This window comes from Rhodopirellula baltica SH 1, assembly GCF_000196115.1.
GTDB classification, from domain to species: Bacteria; Planctomycetota; Planctomycetia; order Pirellulales; family Pirellulaceae; genus Rhodopirellula; species Rhodopirellula baltica.
Genome location: NC_005027.1, coordinates 2,252,227 through 2,272,899, shown reverse-complemented (window position 1 = coordinate 2,272,899; position 20,673 = coordinate 2,252,227). Strand labels below are relative to the sequence as shown.

The 20,673-nt window shown below is 54.7% G+C and carries 17 protein-coding genes; 13 read left to right on the top strand and 4 right to left on the bottom strand.

What is annotated here, in order from left to right; genetic code table 11:
- Positions 1 to 167: 167 nt before the first annotated feature.
- From coxB to RB_RS08720, 6 genes are all read left to right on the top strand, one after another.
- Positions 168 to 1,100: a cytochrome c oxidase subunit II gene (coxB, locus tag RB_RS08745; protein WP_164921746.1), complete on the top strand. Its 933-nt coding sequence runs from the start codon at positions 168 to 170 to the stop codon at positions 1,098 to 1,100.
- Complete coding sequence (ctaD, locus tag RB_RS08740; protein WP_011119895.1) at positions 1,097 to 3,598, top strand: cytochrome c oxidase subunit I; 2,502 nt, start codon at positions 1,097 to 1,099, stop codon at positions 3,596 to 3,598. The genes coxB and ctaD overlap by 4 nt, the downstream gene beginning before the upstream one ends.
- 59 nt (positions 3,599 to 3,657) lie before the next feature.
- Positions 3,658 to 4,011 carry a transmembrane prediction gene (locus RB_RS08735; RefSeq protein ID WP_164921745.1) on the top strand — a complete coding sequence of 118 codons (354 nt, stop codon included), beginning with the start codon at positions 3,658 to 3,660 and terminating at the stop codon, positions 4,009 to 4,011.
- Positions 4,011 to 4,682 (top strand): cytochrome c oxidase assembly protein, encoded by a 672-nt coding sequence (locus tag RB_RS08730; protein ID WP_011119893.1) that lies wholly within the window; start codon positions 4,011 to 4,013, stop codon positions 4,680 to 4,682. The genes RB_RS08735 and RB_RS08730 overlap by 1 nt, the downstream gene beginning before the upstream one ends.
- A gap of 42 nt (positions 4,683 to 4,724) precedes the next feature.
- On the top strand, positions 4,725 to 5,819 hold the full coding sequence (locus RB_RS08725) for a c-type cytochrome (protein ID WP_011119892.1): 1,095 nt from the start codon (positions 4,725 to 4,727) through the stop codon (positions 5,817 to 5,819).
- A gap of 201 nt (positions 5,820 to 6,020) precedes the next feature.
- Positions 6,021 to 6,365: a DUF3140 domain-containing protein gene (locus RB_RS08720; protein ID WP_231846330.1), complete on the top strand. Its 345-nt coding sequence runs from the start codon at positions 6,021 to 6,023 to the stop codon at positions 6,363 to 6,365.
- 87 nt (positions 6,366 to 6,452) lie between these two features.
- On the opposite strand, the gene RB_RS08715 is transcribed toward RB_RS08720, so the two are convergent.
- Positions 6,453 to 7,355 carry an SDR family oxidoreductase gene (locus tag RB_RS08715; RefSeq protein ID WP_164921744.1) on the bottom strand — a complete coding sequence of 301 codons (903 nt, stop codon included), beginning with the start codon at positions 7,353 to 7,355 and terminating at the stop codon, positions 6,453 to 6,455.
- Between the two features lie 307 nt (positions 7,356 to 7,662).
- Here RB_RS08715 and RB_RS08710 point away from each other — a divergent pair, with 307 nt between their 5' ends.
- Complete coding sequence (locus RB_RS08710; protein ID WP_011119887.1) at positions 7,663 to 8,649, top strand: NAD(P)-dependent alcohol dehydrogenase; 987 nt, start codon at positions 7,663 to 7,665, stop codon at positions 8,647 to 8,649.
- A gap of 363 nt (positions 8,650 to 9,012) precedes the next feature.
- Here RB_RS08710 and RB_RS08700 read toward each other — a convergent pair whose 3' ends face one another.
- The 3 genes from RB_RS08700 to RB_RS08690 form a co-directional block, all read right to left on the bottom strand.
- The gene (locus RB_RS08700) at positions 9,013 to 10,368 is read right to left on the bottom strand and encodes a dihydrolipoyl dehydrogenase family protein (RefSeq protein WP_011119884.1); all 1,356 of its coding nucleotides are present in this window, start codon (positions 10,366 to 10,368) and stop codon (positions 9,013 to 9,015) included.
- Positions 10,365 to 10,877: a carboxymuconolactone decarboxylase family protein gene (locus RB_RS08695; protein ID WP_011119883.1), complete on the bottom strand. Its 513-nt coding sequence runs from the start codon at positions 10,875 to 10,877 to the stop codon at positions 10,365 to 10,367. The genes RB_RS08700 and RB_RS08695 overlap by 4 nt, the downstream gene beginning before the upstream one ends.
- 84 nt (positions 10,878 to 10,961) lie before the next feature.
- Positions 10,962 to 11,528: a type 1 glutamine amidotransferase domain-containing protein gene (locus RB_RS08690; protein WP_011119882.1), complete on the bottom strand. Its 567-nt coding sequence runs from the start codon at positions 11,526 to 11,528 to the stop codon at positions 10,962 to 10,964.
- Between the two features lie 530 nt (positions 11,529 to 12,058).
- On the opposite strand from RB_RS08690, the gene RB_RS08685 reads away from it, so the two are divergent.
- The 6 genes from RB_RS08685 to RB_RS08650 all read left to right on the top strand — a co-directional run bounded on the left by RB_RS08685 (position 12,059) and on the right by RB_RS08650 (position 20,638).
- Entirely contained in the window at positions 12,059 to 12,898 is an 840-nt protein-coding gene (locus tag RB_RS08685; RefSeq protein WP_164922787.1) for a C39 family peptidase, read from the top strand.
- Between the two features lie 208 nt (positions 12,899 to 13,106).
- Complete coding sequence (sbnA, locus tag RB_RS08675) at positions 13,107 to 14,135, top strand: 2,3-diaminopropionate biosynthesis protein SbnA (RefSeq protein ID WP_164921742.1); 1,029 nt, start codon at positions 13,107 to 13,109, stop codon at positions 14,133 to 14,135.
- Complete coding sequence (locus tag RB_RS08670; RefSeq protein WP_011119876.1) at positions 14,132 to 15,769, top strand: FAD/NAD(P)-binding protein; 1,638 nt, start codon at positions 14,132 to 14,134, stop codon at positions 15,767 to 15,769. The genes sbnA and RB_RS08670 overlap by 4 nt, the downstream gene beginning before the upstream one ends.
- A gap of 142 nt (positions 15,770 to 15,911) precedes the next feature.
- A complete protein-coding gene (locus tag RB_RS08665) occupies positions 15,912 to 17,282 on the top strand; it encodes a Y4yA family PLP-dependent enzyme (protein ID WP_164921741.1) in 1,371 nt (456 codons plus the stop codon).
- Positions 17,283 to 17,885: 603 nt separating this feature from the next.
- On the top strand, positions 17,886 to 19,070 hold the full coding sequence (locus RB_RS08655; RefSeq protein WP_164921740.1) for an AI-2E family transporter: 1,185 nt from the start codon (positions 17,886 to 17,888) through the stop codon (positions 19,068 to 19,070).
- Between the two features lie 86 nt (positions 19,071 to 19,156).
- On the top strand, positions 19,157 to 20,638 hold the full coding sequence (locus RB_RS08650; RefSeq protein WP_011119871.1) for a catalase: 1,482 nt from the start codon (positions 19,157 to 19,159) through the stop codon (positions 20,636 to 20,638).
- Positions 20,639 to 20,673: the final 35 nt, after the last annotated feature.

The following is a 20,673-nucleotide window of genomic DNA, read 5'->3' as shown; positions in this document are numbered from 1 at the left end:
ATGCCAGCTTGCACCCGTCGGATCGGCAAGCCGAACGGTCTTGGAGTTTGCCTGCTGGCATGCAGATTGCTGCGGAATGCCGCAGTCCGGTAAGGCATCCGTTCTGCCAAACGGATGCTCGTGAACGGACGAATTGCAATCCAACTGAGCCTAAACCGACCAAGTCTATGACCTTCGCTCAATCTCAGTCCGCTCTCGATCACGCCGGTGTCGGCGCCGAATCAATTGCGGAGTTGTTTTGGGTGATGTTGATCGGCGGAACTTTGATCTGGCTGATCGTGGTTGGTTTGGCGGTCTACGCGATGGTGGTTCCCGGCGAACACGACCAGAAAAAAACAAGAATGCTGGTGATCGGCGGCGGAGCGGTTTTCCCAACCATCGTTCTGACGGCGTTGTTGACGTATGGATTGGCGATGTTGCCTGAACTTCAACGTCCGGCACCCGAAGGCAGCCAAGTAGTCGAGGTTTCAGGGGTTCGATGGTGGTGGCGAGTCAACTACCGGATGCCCGACGGGAAAAAAATTGAAACGGCCAACGAAATTCACTTGCCGGTGAACGAACCGGTTGAATTCAAACTCAAAAGCGAAGACGTGATCCATGCGTTTTGGATTCCTTCGCTCGGAGGCAAGGTCGACATGATGCCAGGTCGCGAAAATCGGTTGAAGTTGCATCCAACACGAGTCGGCGTTTTTCGCGGTGTATGCGCTGAATATTGTGGTGAAGCCCATACTCAGATGGCGTTTGATGTGATCGTTCAGTCGCGTGAGGAATTCGACGCATGGCTACACCAACAGGCATTGCCCGCGGTGTCGGGGTCTGATGTAGCAGAGGCCGGACGGGAAGTCTTCGAAGCCGCCGGTTGTGGTGCCTGTCATGCGATTCGTGGGACATCCGCAGATGGGGTTGTCGGACCTGACCTGACGCACTTTGGAAGTCGCCGGAGCATTGGTGCGTCGGTGCTGCCAAACAACGCGGACAATTTGACTCGGTGGATCAAGGAAACCCATCGCGTCAAACCTGGCGTGGAGATGCCTGCGTTCGAAGCGTTTGCCGATGACGAACTGCGATCTTTGGTTCGGTACTTGGGGGAATTGAAGTGAACGACCCGAGAGCGGATCGATTGTTGAAAGCATGGGAGACACCCAAAGGTTGGCGTTATTGGTCGGCGGTCAACAACAGCGAAGTTGGGCTGTGGTACACGCTCACCGCGTTTGGGTTCTTTTTGTTTGGTGGCGTGTTGGCGCTGATCATGCGTGTTCAGTTAGCGTTGCCGGACAACGATTGGCTGACGCCGGACCAGTACAACCAGATCTTCACCATGCACGGCAGCGTGATGATGTTTTTGTTTGCGGTGCCAATCTTAGAAGCAATCTCGATCATGTTGCTTCCCCAGATGTTGGGAGCACGTGATCTTCCATTTCCGAGGTTGTCTGCGTACGGGTATTGGTGCTTTCTGATTGGCGGCGTCTTCGTTTGCGGTTCTTTGTTCTTTGGCGTTGGACCTCGCGGCGGCTGGTTCATGTATCCACCGATGACAACGGAGTACCAAGACGGCATTGGGCCCGACATTTGGTTGTTGGGATTGTCGTTCATTGAAATCGCGTCCATCGCGGCGGCGGTGGAGTTGATTGTCGGCGTCTTGAAGTGCCGACCACCAGGCATGCGATTGAATCTGATTCCGCTCTACGCTTGGTACATCCTGGTGGTGGCGGTGATGATTCTGTTCGCCTTTCCGCCATTGATCGCTGGCGATTTGCTGATGGAACTGGAGCGGGCGATGGATTGGCCGTTCTTTGATGTCGAGCGGGGCGGGGATCCGATGTTGTGGCAGCACTTGTTTTGGATCTTCGGGCACCCCGAGGTCTACATCGTTTTTCTGCCTTCCATCGCATTGATTGCGATGATGGTTCCGACGTTCGCTCGCACACCGATGGCTGGATACGGTTGGATCATTTTGGCGGCCGTGGGGACGGGGTTCCTCAGTTTTGGATTGTGGGTGCACCACATGTTCACGACCGGTTTGCCGGGGATTTCGATCGGGATCTTTTCCGCTGCGTCCGAAGCCGTGGCGATCCCCACCGGTGTGCAGATCTTTTGCTTCATTGCAACGCTGTTGGTTGGGCGTGTTCAACGCAATGCTTGTCTCAAGTTCGTGCTGGCCGGGTTGGCGACGTTCATCATTGGTGGGCTGACCGGCGTGATGGTCGCGATCGCTCCGTTTGACTATCAAGCCCATGACACGTACTTCATCGTCGGCCACTTGCACTACGTGTTGATCGGCGGAACGATCTTTCCGATTGTCGCCGGATTCTATTACTACTACCCGTTTGTAACCGGGAAACGACTTTCCGAACGGTTGGGCAACATCACGTTTTGGTTGATGTTGATCGGTTTCAACGTTGCGTTCTTTCCGATGCACATCGCGGGTTTGATGGGGATGCCTCGCCGCGTCTACACCTTCCCCGGCGGAATGGGATTCGAGCTGCCCAATCTGATTTCATCGATCGGCGCGTTTGGTTTGGGAGCCGGATTCCTGGTTTTGCTTTGGGATGTGTTTCGTCCCAAGGGGAAACAACCTTTCGTACCTCGAAACATCTGGAACGCAGGGACGCTGGAGTGGAGCGGTGAAGTCCCGGATCTGCCCTGGGGAATTCGCTCGATTCCAATCATCGAGTCGCGGTACCCGTTGTGGGAGCAGGAGAATTTGTTGGCCGATATTGATGCCGGCAAGTTCTATCTGGCCGATGCGGAGGAAGGACGGCGGGAAACGTTGGTGACCAGTGCGGTCGATGCGGAATTGATGCATTGTTTGCGTGTTCCCGGGCCATCGTTCTTGCCTTTTTGGGCAGCGGTGTTCACCGGTGGAGTGTTCATCTTCTCGACCTATCACTGGTGGATCCCGGCCGGTTGTTGCAGTGTGCTTTCGTTCGGGACCATTGTGACTTGGTTGTGGACCGGAACTGCTGAGATCCCTGAAAAGGAAACCAAACCAGTTGGCTTGGGCCAATCGTTGCCGCTGTATGTATCGGGGCCTGCGGCGGTGGGTTGGTGGGCGATGTTTATTACGATGCTGGGCGACATGACCGCATTTATTTCGCTGGTCTTTGGATACTTCTTTTACTGGACCGTTCACGAAGACTTCCCGCCGACGCAGTGGAATGGCGAGCCGGTTGTCGGTGCCGGAACATTCTGGCCGTTGGTGTCCGTCGGCCTGGCAGTCGTCGCATGGTGCTTGGTCGTGATGGCTCGTCGTCTGAATCGCCGCGATCAACCAATCGGGTTTTATGCATCGAGTCTGTTGGCCGTCGCGATAGCAATGGCGTCCGGTGCGGCACTTGTTTGGGGGCCGTATTCCAATGGCATGGATCCGACCGTGCACGTCTACAGTTCAACAACCGGCGTGTTGGTGTTGTGGACGGTGGTGCATTTGGTGCTTGGCGGCACGATGTTGGTTTACTGCATCGCGCGGCGCCTGTTTGGAAAGATGGATGCCAAGCACGACGCGGATATCGTCAACGTCACCTTGGCTTGGCATTTCCTCCTGCTGACCGTCGTGATCACCGGATCGGTGCTGGCACTTTTTCCGTGGGTGGCCTGATGGATGAGAGCACAAACCAGCAACCGGTACCCCTGCATGATGATGGGCGACCACGCCCGATGAAGAAACGATTGTGGTGGATCGCGATTTCTCCATTGGTTTGGGCCGTTCATTTTTTGGCGTGCTACATCACCGTCGCGATTTGGTGCGAGAAAGGCGGCGACGGAGACCTGGTGCCGTTGCAGGTAGCCGTCGGGATTTTTACGGCAATTGCAATTTTCGCGATCGTTTGGGTGGGATGGTTGAGCTATCGAAATTTTCGACGTGCCGATCCGCCGATACCGTATGACTTTGACGATCCCACGGACCGAACACACTTCCTGGGCTTCACCGCGTTCTTGTTGTCATCGCTGAGCTTTGTTGCGACTTGCTTCACCGTCTTGGTTTTCCTCTTGGTGGGGAGTTGTGACTGATGAAACTTTGGATGTGGAATCTCGGCTGGGTTGTGCTCGGACTGGCATGGTTGGGGCCGTTGCCTGAACTCGCGCAAGTTTCTTTCGCGGCGCACATGACTTTGCATATGGCGGTGGTTGCGGTTGCGTCTCCGTTGCTGGCGATCGCCGCATCCGGCACACGGTTGGACCCGGTTGGAAAGGTCCCGAGTTTGTTTTCGCCAATTCCAGCTTCGGTGGGTGAACTGTTGATCGTTTGGGCGTGGCACGCACCGGGGCTGCATCATTTCGCTCGCCACTCATTGTTGGGATTCGTGATCGAGCAATCCATGTTTTTGGCGGCGGGAGTGTGGGTTTGGATCTCGGCCTTCGGAGGTTCGTCGCCACGTTCACCATCTCGCAGCGGGGCGGGGGTGATCGGTTTGTTGCTGACTTCCATGCACATGACCTTGCTTGGTGCGTTGCTAACACTTTCGCCAAGGCTGCTCTATTCGCATCATCATTCCGTTTGGCTGGATCCCATCACGGACCAACATCTTGGTGGGGCGGTGATGCTGGTGGTTGGAGGGATCGCCTTCTTGGCAGGTGGACTGTGGCTCACCAAGGATCTGGTGGGCGATGGCGAGAATCGTTCGTCGCGATTTTCGGTCGCGGCGCTTCAAAACCACTATCGGTGTGCACCTTATGATTGATTCTAGGTTTCGTCCTTCGACGCACGGCGATGGTGCGGGCTCATGCTGTTGACTTGGAAGCGAGCATTGCTCGCAGGTATCGTTCTGGGCATCCTGGGCACCGTCGTATTGATAAGCGGCGTGGTTCCGGTGAAGGCCAGCAGCGGTCACTGGCAAATCACGCGTTGGTTCCTGGATTTCGCGAGCGACCGATCGGTGAGTTTTCACTCTCGAGGGACTCAGCCACCCGAAGACGGCGAACTGAGGGATGTGCGATTGGGGGAAGAAATTTTTCAAACCAATTGTCGTTTCTGTCACGGTTTGCCGGGGAAGGAACAGCCTCCCGTTGCCAGGGGAATGACGCCGACACCGCCGCGGTTGGATCGATCACTGTTGGAAAAAGAACCGAGGGAATTGCACTACATCATTCAGCACGGGATCAAGTTCGCTGGCATGCCCGCGTGGCCCGTGCCGGCGCGAGGCGACGAGGTCTGGCCGGTGGTTGCTTATCTGCGGAAGTCTTTGGAAGAGGATCGTGAGACCTTCCGCGCCGAACGAACAGAAGACGACTTGGCGGCGATTGCAAAACTGCCTGTCCTTCAAGCTTGTATTGATTGCCATGGTGTGGATGGAGCCAGCCGAGCGGGCAAGCAGGTGCCACAATTGACGGGGCAAGCGGAAGGCTACCTTCGACAATCATTGCTCGCATTCCGCTCATCCGAACGATTCAGCGGTGCGATGATGCCGGTGTCTCACGATCTGACGAATCAGGAGATTGATACTCTTTCCAAACACTATCACGAAGCGACCTGGAACGATGTGCGAACCCGAGTTGACGACGATGTGGCGGATCAAGCGGCCATTGAACGAGGGCGTGAACTCGCGACGGTTGGTGATCGCGGTCGAAAGATCCCGTCCTGTCAAAAGTGCCACGGACCGCAAGCGGAGAACCGTCGTGATGACTATCCCAACTTGGCGGGGCAGTCGAAGTGGTATCTGCAGCAACAATTGGAACTTTTTGAGAAGCGGTCTCGCGGTGGGGCAAGAACGGCACGCTTGATGCATCCTATCGCAGACAAGTTGTCCAAGCGGGATCGTTCCGATTTGGCAGCTTTCTACGCTTCCTTGCAAACACCCAACCAACCTTCAGAGCACTGAATCGACGACGGGCTGTTGATTGAACAAGTTTCATAGATTGAGCGATCAGCCGATGGGCGTCTGCCCACGATTTCTAGTGAAGAATCGTTCGCGTTCCGACTGAGGAAATCAACAGGCTGCTGAGTTTCGGATTCAATCGGCTGAGGCGAGGAAGGCGTGATTTGCGTTCCCCACATACATCTATCAATGGAAGGTTTGACCATGGCTACCAGCCTATCTGAAAAGCAAGAAGAGATTTATGACGAGTTTTACGACCTCGTGAACATGCAGCCCAAAGAGATTGAGGATTGGTTGGAGACCGAAGAGTCCAAATCCGTCGGGCAAACCAAGGATGGCGATGACGAGTCCGTTGGTCGCCAATCGGCTCGCAAGATCATTGAGATCAAACGCACGAACAAGTCGGATCTTTCAGACGAACAAGTGGATCACATGCAGAAGGTGTGCGGATACATCAAACGGCATGTTGCGCAAGAACCCGATGGCGATGTTTCAGAGACTGATTGGTGCTACAGCCTGAAGAATTGGGGCCACGATCCGTCGAAGTAAAAAGAACGGCAGGCTCACCGGACGGGTGAGCCTGCCTTGCGGTTTGGAGGTTGAACTCTGCGGTTGAGTTTCGATGGATCGGCCGAATCAGACGGGGGTTCGACCGCCGGTGCACCCGAAGACTTCACCGGTCACGTAGCTGGCATCGGGGCTGGCCAACCAAACGTACAACGGTGCAAGCTCGATCGGTTGTGCAGGACGACCGAACAGGTTGTCTGCACCGAATTCCTCGAACTTCTCTTTGGGCATCGATCCTGGAATCAGTGGCGTCCAAACCGGGCCAGGTGCGACCGCGTTGACTCGCACGCCATGGTCCATCGCCAGTTTTGCCAGACCCTTGGTCATTCCCAACATGGCCGACTTGGTCGACGCGTAGGGCAGAAGATACGGCGACGGATCGTAACCCTGGATCGAAACCGTGTTGATGATGCTCCCGCCCGGTGGCAAGTGTTTCATCACGGCACGGGAGAGCCAGAAAGGCGCGTAGACGTTCGTTTTGAAAATTCGATCGAACAATTCTGTTGAAAACTCATCGACATCGTTGCCCGTTTCCTGGTAAGCCGCGTTGTTCACGAGAATGTCAATCGCACCGTGTTCCTGGCGAGTCTGCTCCACCAATTCGTTGCAGAACGATTCTTCGCGAAGGTCGCCGCGTATCACGGACACGTCCACGCCCGCTTGCTTGGCCACTTCAGCGGTCTGTTTCGCGTCCGTGTCTTCGGAAAGGTAGTTGATCGCGATGTTTGCACCTTCTCGGGCGTAGCAAATGGCAATGGCGCGACCGATGCCACTGTCTGCACCGGTGATCAATGCGGTCAGGCCTTTCAGTTTGCCGGAGCCCTCATAGCTCTCTTCGCCGTGATCAGGTCGCGGTTTCATTTTCTCGGTGCTGCCCGGCATCTTCATCGCTTCTTGATCTTTGAAAGGCGGTCTCGCATACGCTTGTCTTGGATCGACCAATTGAATGCGTTCTTCGGTAGCGGTGGACATTTTCAATCTCCGTTGATGACTGGAATTGGTTGGCGTTTAGATTTCACAGAGCATCGATTGGGTGATGCAATGGTTGCTTGATTCGAGTTGTGTTCCGATGCAAACAATGTTCCGATTGAGTGGAGGAAAGAATGTTTGTAGCGACCGTCAAAAGAATGCGAGGTGCTGAGTCCATGCCCGAGCGATGATTGCGGTCGATGTTCACCGGTCCGGAACACGAGTTGCATACGATTGGCGTTGAACAATTTGAAGACTCGCGAAATGCGAGAGTTCAGATCCGAACAAAACACCGTAGAAAGAGGCAGCCATGAGTGCGTCAGCGACAGAAAAGAAGTGTGAAACGATGAACGCGGTGGTCTATGACGACTACGGCGATGCGAATGTGTTGCATTCGGGTGTCGTTCCGTTGCCCGACCGATTGCCGGGCCAGGTGTTGATCGATGTTCGAGCATCGAGTGTCAATCCGATCGACTACCGGATTCGGCGTGGTGAGGTGAAGGGTTTGCTGCCGGGCGGGTTTCCTCGCGTGCCCGGATACGACGTCGCGGGAGTGATCGCGGATTGCGAGCCCGATGGTCCGTTTGAAGTGGGCGATCGGGTGATGGCGTTTCTCGACACCATGCGAGGCGGTGCGAGTGCCGATTTCGCGGTGGCCGCCGTGGATGTGACCGCTGCGATTCCTGATTCGATGAGTTTCAACGAGGCCGCGGCCGTTCCGTTGGCCGGAACGACCGCCCTGCAATCACTTCGCGATCATGGAAACATCGCGGAAGGAAAACGCTTGTTGATCAATGGCGCAAGCGGTGGCGTCGGAATGTTCGCGGTACAAATTGCCAAAGCATTCCACTGCCACGTCGATGCAGTTGCCAGCGGCGACAACGAGAAATTTTGTCGATCGCTCGGTGCGGACCACTTTTACAACTACGAAACGACCGACTTCACCGAATCAGATGAACGTTGGGACTTGATCTTCGATGCCGCCGGGAAGTCTGGCTATTGGGACGTCAAAAAGGTTCTCAACGATGGCGGTCGATATGTATCGACGGAGCCCGACGCGAAAGGCATGTTGATGACCTTGGTGACTTGGCCGATGTCGAAATCGGGAACCGTGATGCTGGCGAAACCCAACGCCGACGATTTGCGGACGTTGATCGAGATGAGAGAGAAGGGGCAGTTGCAGATCACGATCGATGCGATCTATCCATTCTCTCAGTTGAGCCAAGCCCACCAGCATGTCGAAAACGGCGTGGAGCGAGGCAAGGTTGTTCTGACCGCTGACGGCAGTGGGCTGTAATCTTGGGTCACTCCAAGCAGGTAGGAGCTATCAAAGTGGCATAGTCTTCCAGTCTTTTTACACTCTACATCACGAAACACCAAAGATTAGTGTCTGATTTGAGTGGATTAGTGTTCTGCCAGAGCGGCCAAGGGAACACTAATCTTCGCTGATCGAACACTAATGGTTCTTGGACAAAGGATGTTTGGCTTCAAAACGCCTGTGTTCCCTACGCAAGCGGCTTTCAAAAGATGTGGGGTGCAAAAAGGCTTCCAGCCTTTGCTTGCACAGAACACAGGCCGTCAGCCTGCCAGCGGGGTAGTTTAATCAGCCGGAACGCGATATCGTCCGGCTCGTCTCCGGCAACCCCTTGGGGCGTGAGATTCAAAGCATTGACCGGACGTCGGATGCGAAGGTTGGGAAGGCGAAGAGCGTGGACTTCATGTCGGTCGCGGTCAGATTGAACTTCATCGCAAGAGCGAACAAGCTGATGGTCTCCTCCGCGGACGGGCCGAGCAAATGAGCTCCCAAGATGGCATCGGTTTTGGAGTCGATGAGAATCTTGTATCCAGCGACGGTTGGTCCCGTCTTGCGAACGCTTCCCCATGAAGAGATGTCGTCGCTGAGAACCGTCAGGTTATCGTTGCTGTCGCGAGCGGCTTCTTCCGATAATCCAACCGATGCGATGCTTGGAATCGTGAACGCGACTTTGGGGACTTGTCCGTAGTCCGGCGTTCGTTCCAATGTTTCGGAGAACAAATTTTTCGCAGCGATGCGTGCGTCCTCGTTTGCCACGGGAGTTAGCCGAGGCATCCCGTTGTCGGCGCAGTCACCGGTCGCGAAGACTCTCGGATTGGTCGGGTTCTGCATGAATTGGTTGACTGCGATGCCCTTCTCACCGTGCTCGATCTCTCCTTGGGAAAGGCAGAGTTCGTCGATGTTCGGAACTCGTCCCGCACCGTGAACGACCAAGCCACACACAATCGGCGACTGCTCGTTGGCGAGATGAACCTGCAGGTGACCGTCGGCGGATTTATCGATGCCGATGATTTCGGCATTCATCTGAAAGCGAATTCCATGCTCACGAAGCGAATCGGTCAGTTGATTGACGAGATCCGGGTCAAACCCTGACAGAATTTGATTGTTCATTTCGATCACGGTCACTCGGCTACCTGCACGGGCAACGACTCCGGCAAACTCCATGGAGATGTATCCACCGCCAATGAACACGACGTGTTCTGGCATGGATTCCAATTCAAGGAATTCGTCGCTGCGTGTGACATGTTCCGCACCGTCGAACGAGAGTTCTCGAGGTCGCCCGCCGGTGCCGATCAAGAAACGATCCGCGGTCAGCTTCGTTCCCACAACATCGATCGTATCGGGAGAGACGAATCGAGCGACACCGTGAAAGGTTTCAATGCCATCCTCTTGGAACGACTGCTCCTTCTTTTCCGCGACGGGTTGAGTGAACTCCATCTTGAACGCGTGAAGTTGTTTCCAGTCAATCTTCACCGACGCGTCCGAAATCAGCTTCCCATCGCCACGGTGGATTTGATCGACCAATTGACCGGCGTTGACGTAAACCTTTTTGGGATTGCATCCACGCAGTGCGCAGACTCCTCCAAAGGTTCGCGAGTCGACCAGTGCGACCCGTTTGCCTGCTTTGGCAATCTTCGTGGCGACCGTGCCGCCGGAAGGTCCCGTTCCCAGGACCACCAAGTCAAAGTGTTCGCTGCTCATGGCAGTTCGATGTCCAATCCGTGATTGATACGGTTGGTGAAGTTTGCGAGTGCGACCGCGGCGGCGAGTGTAACAAGCTGCTTTTCATTGAGGAACAACTTCAGTTCCTTCACGACCGATGCGTCGACATTGGCCTTGGTCGTCAGTTGCTCGGCGTACTTCAGCACTGCTTGTTCTTTTTCATCGAACAAGTCGCCTGAACTCACATTCATCGAGTCCAGTTGCTGGTCGGACAACCCCGCCTTCTTTGCAGCCTGGCGGTGGTAGTGCGAGCAGTAGTCGCACGAGTTCAACTGGGACGCTTTGTAGTAGGCGAGTTCGCGATACTTTGCCGGCAGATCGTTTTGCAGGCCATCGTTGATCTGAGTCATCCCGCCCAACACATCGGGTTGATGTGCCAGCGTGCTGAAGATGTTCATCGATTGACCGAACTTCTCTTCGATCGCTTCGAGAATTGGTTTGGCTTCGTCAGGAGCTTCATTGATCGAGAGCGGCTGTGCGTAGGCCATGATTGGTTTCCGAATTTTGTGGGGGCGGATCTGGAAAAGAGGCAGGCCAGCTCAAACGAACTGGCCTGTTGATCGACGCACGGATCAGACCGTTTGCGCAGCGTGCTTGCCTTCAGCGAATTCTTCAATCGCTTTGTCACAGAACGCTGGCAAGTCGTCGGGGTTGCGACTTGTCACCAATCCTTCGTCGCACACGCATTCTTCGTCGACCCATTCAGCACCGGCATTCTTCAAGTCGGTTTTTAGACTTGGCCAAGAAGTGACTCGGCGGCCACGAACGACGTCCGCTTCGATCAACGTCCATGGTCCGTGGCAGATCGCGGCGACAGGCTTGTGTTGCTTGAAGAAGTCGCGAATGAAGCTGACCGAAGTTTCGCAGGTTCGGAGTGTGTCTGGGTTGGCCACGCCGCCGGGCAATACCAATCCATCGAAATCTTCGGCCGATACATTGGCGACGTTTTGATCGACCGTGAACTGGTCCGCTTTTTCATCGTGGTTCATGCCTTGGATCTTTCCATCCTTTGGCGAGATCAGAACGACTTCTGCGCCGGCGGCTTGGATTGCTTCCCATGGCTTGGTCAACTCGACCTGTTCGAACCCGTCGGTTGCGAGAAAGGCGATCCGCTTTTTGTTCAGTGTTTGGTCACTCATATTGTTGTCCTCATTTTTGAATTCGGTTTTGAACTGCGGAGGAGAGTGAACGCAGATAGCGTGCCGCGATAATGCCTTGTACAGAACACGAGAAGGACTGATCGGTAAAAAGTGGCAAAGGCTTCCAGCCTGTGATTGCGCAGAACACAGTCTGGACGCCTAACGGGCTGTTGATTTATTGAGCCGCACCGCTTTAGCGGCGGTTGATTAGACGCCAACCGGGGCTAACGCCCAACGGCTAATGATTGTCATTCGGTATGCGACTAAATCAACAGCCTGCGAAGACACTCTCTTTGTCTGACAGTTTTTGAACGCTCGTTGTTCAATGGGACGATTCCCGCGCGGAGTGACCGGTTTGCGGTCGATCGCAATTTGCTCAATGATTGATTCTGCTCATTACGGCCTGGGAATTGCGTTGATGCCGCAATGATGACCGGTGTTGGTTGCCGGCGCGATTGGTTTCGCAAGCGGCGGATCGCCATTTTGATGTACTTCTGTAGAAGGACGAACAGTTGATAGCGAGTGATTTGTTGATCGCGATGTTGGTGATGGCCGGGGCGTCGATTGCGTCGGGATGGTTCGCGTACGCGATCGCGTATTCGGACAAAGGCCAACGTGTGATGTTGTGTTTATCGCTCGCGGTTTTGGCGATGATCTACTTTCTGTTCTATGCATCGGGTCAGCTTTTTTGGGCCAGATACGTCTCCAATTCAGCAGCGATCGTCTACACCAACTTTGCATCGGTCTTTGCGGCACTGGCGGCTGGTTGGGCCTTGCGTCTTCCGAAAACACCCGCGTGGCGCCGTGGGGTTTTGTGCGTTTTGTTAGCGATGGGGTCCGCTGCCGCGAATTTTTGGCCATTGCTATCCATCGCGATTCGTCCGGCGCCCGCGGGCGGTGACGAGTGGAACAATGGTGTCGCGATGCAAACATCTTGGGCGACATGCAGTCCCGCTGCGGCGGCGACGTTGTTGCGTGCAGAGGGCATCAATAAATCTGAGTCTGAAATGATTCCTCTGTGTTTAACGGACTCGAGCGGCACGCCAACACTCGGTTTGTATCGCGGCATCAAACTGGTCGCTGATGGACAAAACCGATCGGTCAATGTGCTGGACGAAACACTGGACGAGATGTGGAATCGTGATGACTGGCCAGTGTTGATGGCGGTGGAGCTTCCGTATGGAGTGGACGACCGACGTTACGTTGATCAATGGGGATGGATTCCAGGGATGGGGCACAGTGTGGTCGCGTTGGGGCTGACGAGCGATGGGCAACGCATGCTTGTGGGAGATCCATCAGTTGGGCTGGAACAGTGGTCGAAAGATGACCTGCGAGTTCTGTGGCACGGTAACGGCATTCGCTTGGAATGATTGAGTTTGAGAATGCGAGAGGCCCATTCAAACGACACGAACTTCGAGAATTTGAGTTGATTGAGCTTCGTCGCGTCGCAATCGATGAAGCGGTGGAGATGACCAGCTTGAAGGTTGATCGCGAGTTCAATCGATCGGTGGGAGGTCATTGGCACAGTGATTGCGTTAGCAGGAGCAATTCAAATTTTTGCTCCTGAGCCAACCATCCATGAACCAACTTTCCTCGCGAGTTTGCAATGGCGTCCTCGATGCAATCGGCGGCACACCATTGGTTCGACTCAACCGATTTTTGGACCGACCTGATATTGAGTTGATTGTGAAATGGGAGGCGGCGAATCCGGGCGGAAGTGCCAAGGATCGTCCAGCCGCGAAGATGCTGTCCGAGGCACTCAAACGCGGTGAGATCGGCCCCGAAACCACGATCGTCGAATCGACGTCTGGGAACATGGGCATCGGTCTGGCTCAAGTGTGCCGGTACCACGGATTGAAATTCATCTGCGTCGTCGATCCTCGAGCACAGAAGCAAAACCTCTCGATCATCGAAGCACTCGGTGGCACGATTGAGCTAGTCACCCAGCCGCTGAAAGGTGATTTCCTGGCTGCACGCATCGCGAAAGTTTGCGAGCTGATCGAGACAACACCGAACAGTTATTGGCCCAATCAGTACGCCAACACCGACAACCCTCGATCACACTTTAAAGGAACCATCCGCGAAATCGATGAGACGCTCAATGGTGAATTCGATGTCTTGTTCGTGGCGACGAGCAGCACGGGGACCGCTCAAGGTTGTCGTGATTTTTTGAAGTCGCGAGGACGCGACGTTCAGGTCGTCGCGGTCGATTCAGTGGGCAGTGTTTTGTTCGGCGGGTCGTCTGGTCCTCGCAAGATCCCTGGTTTGGGTGCGGGGAAGGAACCTCGATTGGCGGCGGGCCAATCATTCGATCATCTCGTTCGCGTCTCGGATTTGGAATGTGTCGTTGGATGTCGCAGGGCGGCGCAGCGAGAGGCGATGTTGATTGGTGGTTCGGCCGGTGGCGTTCTGATGAGCGTCGGACGAATGCAAGAACAATTCGCTGGCAAGCGTTGCGTCGCGGTGCTCCATGATTCCGGCACGCGATATCTCGAAACAGTCTTTAGCGATGAATGGGTTTCGGAGTCGCTGGGTTGTACCAGCGAGGAACTCAACTATCTGGTCGGTTCTTCCTCGTTTGAGTTTTTTGAAGGAGTGAGCGCATGAGCGTTGCGATTTCAGGCGGTAGTGTCGCCGATTTTCCGGTGACCAATGACAATCCATCCAAAGCGCCGTTGCGTTTAGCAATCGTCGGTTGCGGGCCTCGCGGTTTGCAATGCCTCGACGCTCTTTCGCAACAGTTGTCGACAGACGAATTGTCGCGAATGGAGATCACTGTTTTTGAACCTTCGCCGTTTCCCGGCGCGGGATGCATTTACGATCCGAAGCAACCTCGGATGCTTCGAATGAATTTTGCGACTCAGCACATTGATTTTTGGAAGGTTGATTCCAATCAACCCACTCCACGATCCGGTTCATTGATCGGATGGTTGGATCGAAACTATCCGGAGTATGCCGCGTCGGATCAGTTTGTGCCTCGCGCCGTCGTCGGTGAATACTTGCACGAATGTTTTGAATCGGTCTGCAAACGTCTGCGTCGTTGGACGAAGTTGAAGGTCGTTCGCAGTCGAGTGGAATCGATCCGATGTGCCGCGAGCCAGGCGTCTAGCGGCGGTTGGTTGTTGTGGGATGGCAAAGACGAAGTCGCGTTCGATCGGGTTGTCTTGACGACTGGTCACGAAGGATTGCGCGGGTCGGACAGGGTGACTACGTCGGACGACGAAGCGTTTGTTTTTCCGGTGGAAACCAGCCTTTCATCCGAACGGATTCCGGCCGGAAGTGACGTTTGGATTCGAGGGTTTGGCTTGACCGCCATTGACGCCATCATGATGCTGACGGAAGGTCGTGATGGTCGGTTCGAAAACGGTGATGCACTGCCAGATTATATCCGCAGTGGAAATGAGCCGAAGCAGATCACGGTTCATTGTCGTTCAGGTCGGCCGATGTTGGCGAAGCCCACCGCGAAAGTGGAACCCATCACGGATGTGTTTTGGGAACCTTATCGAGAGGCACTGCGTGCGTGTGAATCGAATCATGGCAAGCTGAAGTTTCACAAAGACATTTGGTGCGTGATTTGTGAGGCGGCTGCGGAATCGTTGTCGCAATCGGGCACGGTGGTGACTCCGCGGGAAATCGACGAATGGTATCGTGGGTGGTCGCGATACAAGATGGACGAGGCGGCCGCACGTCGTGCGATGTTGCAGTCCTACGGCGTTGCGACCGGTGCACGACCGATTGATATCCCATTTGCACTCGGGGATGCGTGGCGTCGTTTGTACCCACAGATCGTTGAATTGGTCAGCTTCGGTGGGTTGGCCGCTGGTCAGTACAAGGCGTTTCAACAGGTGGCGATGGAAATGGAACGCATCGCGTTCGGGCCGCCGGCAGAGAGCGTTGCAAAACTGTTGCGGGTGATGCGAGATGGTTTGGTACAACTGTGTGATCAAACCGTTGCACCAGAAGGGGCTGTGATCGTTAACGCTGTGATTGCTTCACCAAGTCAGGCGGATGAATCCGGGCCGCTTTCGCAATTGATTTTGCGAGGTGATGTCGAGGTGGATCCGCTGACTGAAGCCATTCGCGTGAGTGATTCAGGAAACGTGCTGGGAGGTCGCAAAGGACTTGCCGTGTTTGGGCGTGCGACGGAGGGTTGGGTTGTCGGCAACGATACCCTTTCTCGAACGTTGCATTCGCAGATTCAGAACTGGGCCGGCACGATTGCGGTGGATATGCATGGATAAGGTACTCGACGTCATTTTTGAACGCTCTTTGGCTGGTCAAATGTTGGAAGGTCTACCCGCCGAAGATCAGGTATTGCAGACTAGTTCGCTGCGGAAGGGTTGCAGGGGTGTTTTGCCCCTGGATGCTCGGCTCGAACCGTGGATGAAGCGTTGTTTGCGTTCAGAAAACTTGTTCGATTTGGTTGAGACCTATGGTTCGCCACTGAATTTGGTGCGACCTCGAACAATGCGTCGCAACGTGGAAGAACTGAACGCGGTCGCTCGTGAGCGCGGTCTTGATTTCCGGGTGTTCTTCGCTCGGAAAGCCAACAAGTGTTTGGGCTTTGTCGACGAGGCGATTGAGTCAAATTTTGGAGTCGACACCGCCAGCGAGAACGAGCTGCGTCAGTGTTTGCAACAGTGCGTTCCCGCGAAAGATCTGATTTGCACCGCGGCGATCAAGAGCGACTCGCTGATCGATCTGTGTTTGCAACAACAGGTCTGCATCGCCGTGGACAACGATGATGAGTTGCAGGTCGTTGTTGACCGAGCAAATGAGCTTGGTCGGCAAGCTCGAATTGCATTGCGTTTAGGCGGGTTCCAGCACGAGGGAAACAAGCTTCCGACCCGTTTCGGTTTCGATGTGGATCGCGACTGTGATCTTCCTCAGCGTTTGACTTCATTGCCCGTGATGGTTCAAGGAATCCATTTTCATCTCGATGGCTATGACGCTGGGCAGCGGGTGTCGGCTCTTTCGGTGGCCATGGAATGGGTCGAACGATTGAGAGCAGTTGGACAGCCGGTCGAGTTCATTGACATGGGCGGTGGTTTCCCAATGAGCTATCTGGAAGAGCATCGCCAATGGGCGACGTTCTGGAAGGAACATCGTCGGGCGTTGTTGGGCGAACGTGACACACTGACTTATCGCGGGCACGGGTTGGGGCTGGCGATTGAGGGAGGACGCGTCGTCGGGCAGCCAAAAATGTATCCCTTCTTCCAGCGTCCTGTTCGAGGCCATTGGCTTGCCGGTGTTTTGGACTCACGGATCGAAGGAAAGACAATCGCGGATCGATTGGTGGAGCTCAATGTTCAGTTGCGTTGTGAGCCGGGACGAAGCATCTTGGACGGATGCGGACTGACCGTCGCTCGGGTTGAGTTTCGAAAACAGAACGCGGAAGGCGATTGGTTGATCGGATTGTCGATGAACCGGACGCAGTGCCGGACTTCGAGCGATGACTTCTTGGTGGATCCGATCTTGGTTCCGAAACAAAGCTCCTTTGGTCGTGCCACTGAGACGAAGCCGATGTTGGGTTACCTAGTCGGTGCCTATTGCACGGAATCGGAATTGATTTCGCTTCGGAAGATGCAGTTCCCAAGCGGCGTTCAGCGTGGCGATTTGATCGCGTTCCCGAATACCGCCGGCTACTTCATGCACTTTCTCGAAAGCCGTTCGCACCAATTCCCTTTGGCGAAGAATCTGATTGTCGACTCGCATCCCGTGCCGTCGGTTCGTCTTGATTTGATCGATGAATGAGCAGGCTGGTCGAGTATCGATCGTTGGTTCGCACGGTTTTTCGCGATGCTCGGCTTGCGGAACTCAAGCGCGGCATAGGCTTCCAGCCTTTTTATACCCCACGTCTCGAAACACCAAAGATTAGTGTCCGATCAGAGTGGATTAGTGTTCCGCCAGAGCGCGTATGGGAACACTAATCTCCGCTGATCGAACACTAATAGTTTTTGGACAGGGGATGTTTGGCTTCAAAACGCCTGAATTCCCAACGCAAGCGGCTCACAAAAGATGTGGGGTACAAAAAGGCTGGAAGCCTATGCCACTTAACCGCCGAGTTCGAGTTTGCTCAATTTTCCGTGGTGCGACGTTAGGCGTCGGGAAACCACAAGGACGTGCGAAGTTTTCGTGTGATGGATCGGCACGTGGTTTGCGAAAGCGTGGAAACGTGAAATAGCGACGATGACGCTCCCGGTGTGTGCGGTTGTTGGCTGTTTTGGTCGTGGGGCAACTCGAACCCGCGTCGGTGTTCCCTACTTGCTACTTGGATGTTGCCATGCAGTTGTTGTCGCTCATCCAATTGGGGTTCAAGTTTGAGACCGGTGGTCCGCTTTCGCAGGACGCCCGTTGATGTCGCACATCCATCAATTCCATACCATTCTGACCGGAGCCCGTCCGGAGCGACGACGCGAAAAGTCGGATGAGTTGGTGGCGGTCGAGCAGTTGTCGAAGAATGTTCGTTGGGCGTCGTTCGGCATTTGGTTATGCGCCGGATTTCTGACTTTGTATGCGTTGTACATCGGTCGAAACCTCTTCATGCCAATCCTGGTTGCCGGGTTCGCTTATCTGACACTCCGGCCAGTGGTTCGAGCGATGGGCCGAATCGGGATTCCATCCGGTGTTGCCGCGACCGCGATCATGCTGGCGATTGCGACTGTCTTCGGAACAATTGGCTATGTGTTGTCTGGTCCTGCGCAAGACATGCTGCAGCAGGTGCCGGGATCCATGCCCGAAGTCAAAGAAAAGCTGGGATTCATCTTTGACCATTTAGAAACCGTCAACCAAGCCACGGAAGACATCTCGGACACAGCCGACAAGGAAAACATCACGTCCGAGGAGAAACCGGTTCCGGTGGAAATCAAACAGCCGGCTTGGACAACCACGTCACCGTTGATCGCCGGGACGGGAAACGCGGTTTCGTTTGTCTCCATCGCCGCGGCGCTGTTGTTCTTCTTGATGGCGGCGGGTGATTCGTTGATCGTCTCCGTCGTCAGCTCGTTGCCTTCCTTTTCATCCAAGCGACGGTTCATTGAAGTTTTGGAAGGTGTTCAAGACGCTCTGAGTAGTTATCTGGCGTGGGTCACCTGCATCAACGCCTGTTTGGGTGTTTGTATCGGAACTGCGATGTGGTTGCTGGGGATGCCCTCGCCGTTGTTGTGGGGAGTTGCGGCCATGTTTTTGAACTTCATTCCCATCGTGGGCGCAATGGTCGGAATCGCGATGGTGTTCTTCGTCGCTCTGGTCAGCTTTGAACATGCATCGTTCGCATTTGTGGTCGCGGGAACTTACGCGACGCTGACAGCATTGGAAGGTCAGTTCATCACACCGACTCTGTTGGGCAAATCGATGAAGCTTTCGTCCGCGCTGGTGTTCATCTCAATCGTGATTTGGGGATGGATGTGGGGAATGCTGGGTGTGTTCTTGGCCGTCCCGATTTTGATTGCGGTCGTGATGGTGATGGAGAAGTTGGAAGCCACTTCTTCGATGAATGCCATGTTGAACGGCGCCGTTGGAAAGGCCGCAAATCCTGAGTGACCTTATCGCATCGCTGATCTGACTTCCCTTTTTGCAATCGTATCAATTCAAACTCGTTTCTATTCCTCTTCTAGCAAAGAAGTTCTATGTCCGAAGAATCCAAGTGCCCGTTTCAAACTCAGCAATTCGGCCGGGCGGTCGATGACAATCAGCATTCGCAAACCGCTGGACCACGTGGACCTGTCTTGATGCAGGACGTTCACCTGGTCGAGAAGATGGCGCACTTCAATCGGGAACGGATTCCGGAACGGGTTGTTCACGCAAAGGGCTTTGGAGCCTTTGGCACGTTCACGGTCACGAACGACATCACCAAGTACTGCATGGCGGATTTGTTCTCGGAAGTTGGCAAGAAAACGGAAACCTTTGCCCGTTTCTCGACCGTCGGTGGCGAAAGCGGTTCGGCTGACACGGCCCGTGACCCACGTGGGTTTTCGCTGAAGTTTTACACCGATCAAGGCGTCTGGGATTTGGTCGGCAACAACACGCCGATCTTCTTCATTCGCGATCCGTTGAAGTTCAGCGACTTCATTCGGACTCAAAAACGCGAGCCGCAGAATCACTTGCAGCCTCATTGGCGTCGTTGGGACTTTTGGGGCGAGGTGCCCGAGGCTCTTCATCAGGTGATGTTCCTTTACAGCGATCGTGGAACACCAAAGAGTGCACGCTTCATGAACGGCTACGGCAGCCACACGTTCAGCATGTACAACAAAGACGGTGTCCGGCACTGGGTGAAGTTCCATCTGAAGACCGAACAAGGTTCAGAGAACTTCAGTGCGGACGAAGCGATCAAAATGGCGGGCGAAGCGCCAGATTACTCGACGCGTGATTTGTTTGAAGCGATTGAGAAGGGCGACTTCCCTCGTTGGCGAATGCACATTCAGGTCATGCCCGAGTCTGACGCCGCAGATTACGAATGGCATCCATTCGATTTGACCAAGGTATGGCCGCACGATGACTATCCGTTGATTGAAGTCGGCGTGTTTGAACTCAATCGCAATCCGTCCAACTACTTCCAAGATGTCGAGCAAGCCGCCTTTGAGCCTGGCAACTTGGTCGAGGGCATCGGGATCTCACCCGATCGCATGTTGCAGAATCGCGTGCTGTCTTATCCCGATGCACACCGGTATCGGTTGGGTGTGAACTATCACCAGATCCCTGTCAATCAACCGCGTTGCCCGTATGCGACTTATCACCGTGACGGGACGATGCGAGTGGACGGAAACGGTGGTGGGACGGTTGATTATGAACCCAACAAGATGAACGGTCCGAAGGAGACCGGGCGAACGATGGAGCCGCCCATGCCAGTGCACGGCGATGGCGATCGCTACGACGAGTTCGCGTGCGATGACAAGGACTACTACGGCCAGCCTCAGATGTTCTGGAACAAGGTGCTGGACGAAGGAGCTCGCGAACGGCTTTGCACGGCGATCTCCAATTCGATGGCCGACAGCCCGGAGAACATCCGCGAAAAGATGTTGGCTCAGTTCGGCAAAGTGCATCCGGATTTTGAAGAGGGTGTGCGCAGTCGCTTGGATGCTCCCAAGTCACAACCGATCCCGATCGCATAATCGGCATATCTGTTGCTTTGTACAGCGATGGTCAT

Bases quoted from the DNA above. Each gene is read 5' to 3' on its own strand.
- coxB (WP_164921746.1), top strand. From the start codon at position 168: ATGACCTTCGCTCAATCTCAGTCCGCTCTCGATCACGCCGGTGTCGGC.
- RB_RS08735 (WP_164921745.1), top strand. From the start codon at position 3,658: ATGAAGAAACGATTGTGGTGGATCGCGATTTCTCCATTGGTTTGGGCC.
- RB_RS08730 (WP_011119893.1), top strand. From the start codon at position 4,011: ATGAAACTTTGGATGTGGAATCTCGGCTGGGTTGTGCTCGGACTGGCA.
- RB_RS08725 (WP_011119892.1), top strand. From the start codon at position 4,725: ATGCTGTTGACTTGGAAGCGAGCATTGCTCGCAGGTATCGTTCTGGGC.
- RB_RS08720 (WP_231846330.1), top strand. From the start codon at position 6,021: ATGGCTACCAGCCTATCTGAAAAGCAAGAAGAGATTTATGACGAGTTT.
- RB_RS08715 (WP_164921744.1), bottom strand. From the start codon at position 7,355: ATGTCCACCGCTACCGAAGAACGCATTCAATTGGTCGATCCAAGACAA.
- RB_RS08710 (WP_011119887.1), top strand. From the start codon at position 7,663: ATGAGTGCGTCAGCGACAGAAAAGAAGTGTGAAACGATGAACGCGGTG.
- RB_RS08700 (WP_011119884.1), bottom strand. From the start codon at position 10,368: ATGAGCAGCGAACACTTTGACTTGGTGGTCCTGGGAACGGGACCTTCC.
- RB_RS08695 (WP_011119883.1), bottom strand. From the start codon at position 10,877: ATGGCCTACGCACAGCCGCTCTCGATCAATGAAGCTCCTGACGAAGCC.
- RB_RS08690 (WP_011119882.1), bottom strand. From the start codon at position 11,528: ATGAGTGACCAAACACTGAACAAAAAGCGGATCGCCTTTCTCGCAACC.
- sbnA (WP_164921742.1), top strand. From the start codon at position 13,107: ATGAACCAACTTTCCTCGCGAGTTTGCAATGGCGTCCTCGATGCAATC.
- RB_RS08670 (WP_011119876.1), top strand. From the start codon at position 14,132: ATGAGCGTTGCGATTTCAGGCGGTAGTGTCGCCGATTTTCCGGTGACC.
- RB_RS08665 (WP_164921741.1), top strand. From the start codon at position 15,912: ATGAAGCGTTGTTTGCGTTCAGAAAACTTGTTCGATTTGGTTGAGACC.
- RB_RS08655 (WP_164921740.1), top strand. From the start codon at position 17,886: ATGTCGCACATCCATCAATTCCATACCATTCTGACCGGAGCCCGTCCG.
- RB_RS08650 (WP_011119871.1), top strand. From the start codon at position 19,157: ATGTCCGAAGAATCCAAGTGCCCGTTTCAAACTCAGCAATTCGGCCGG.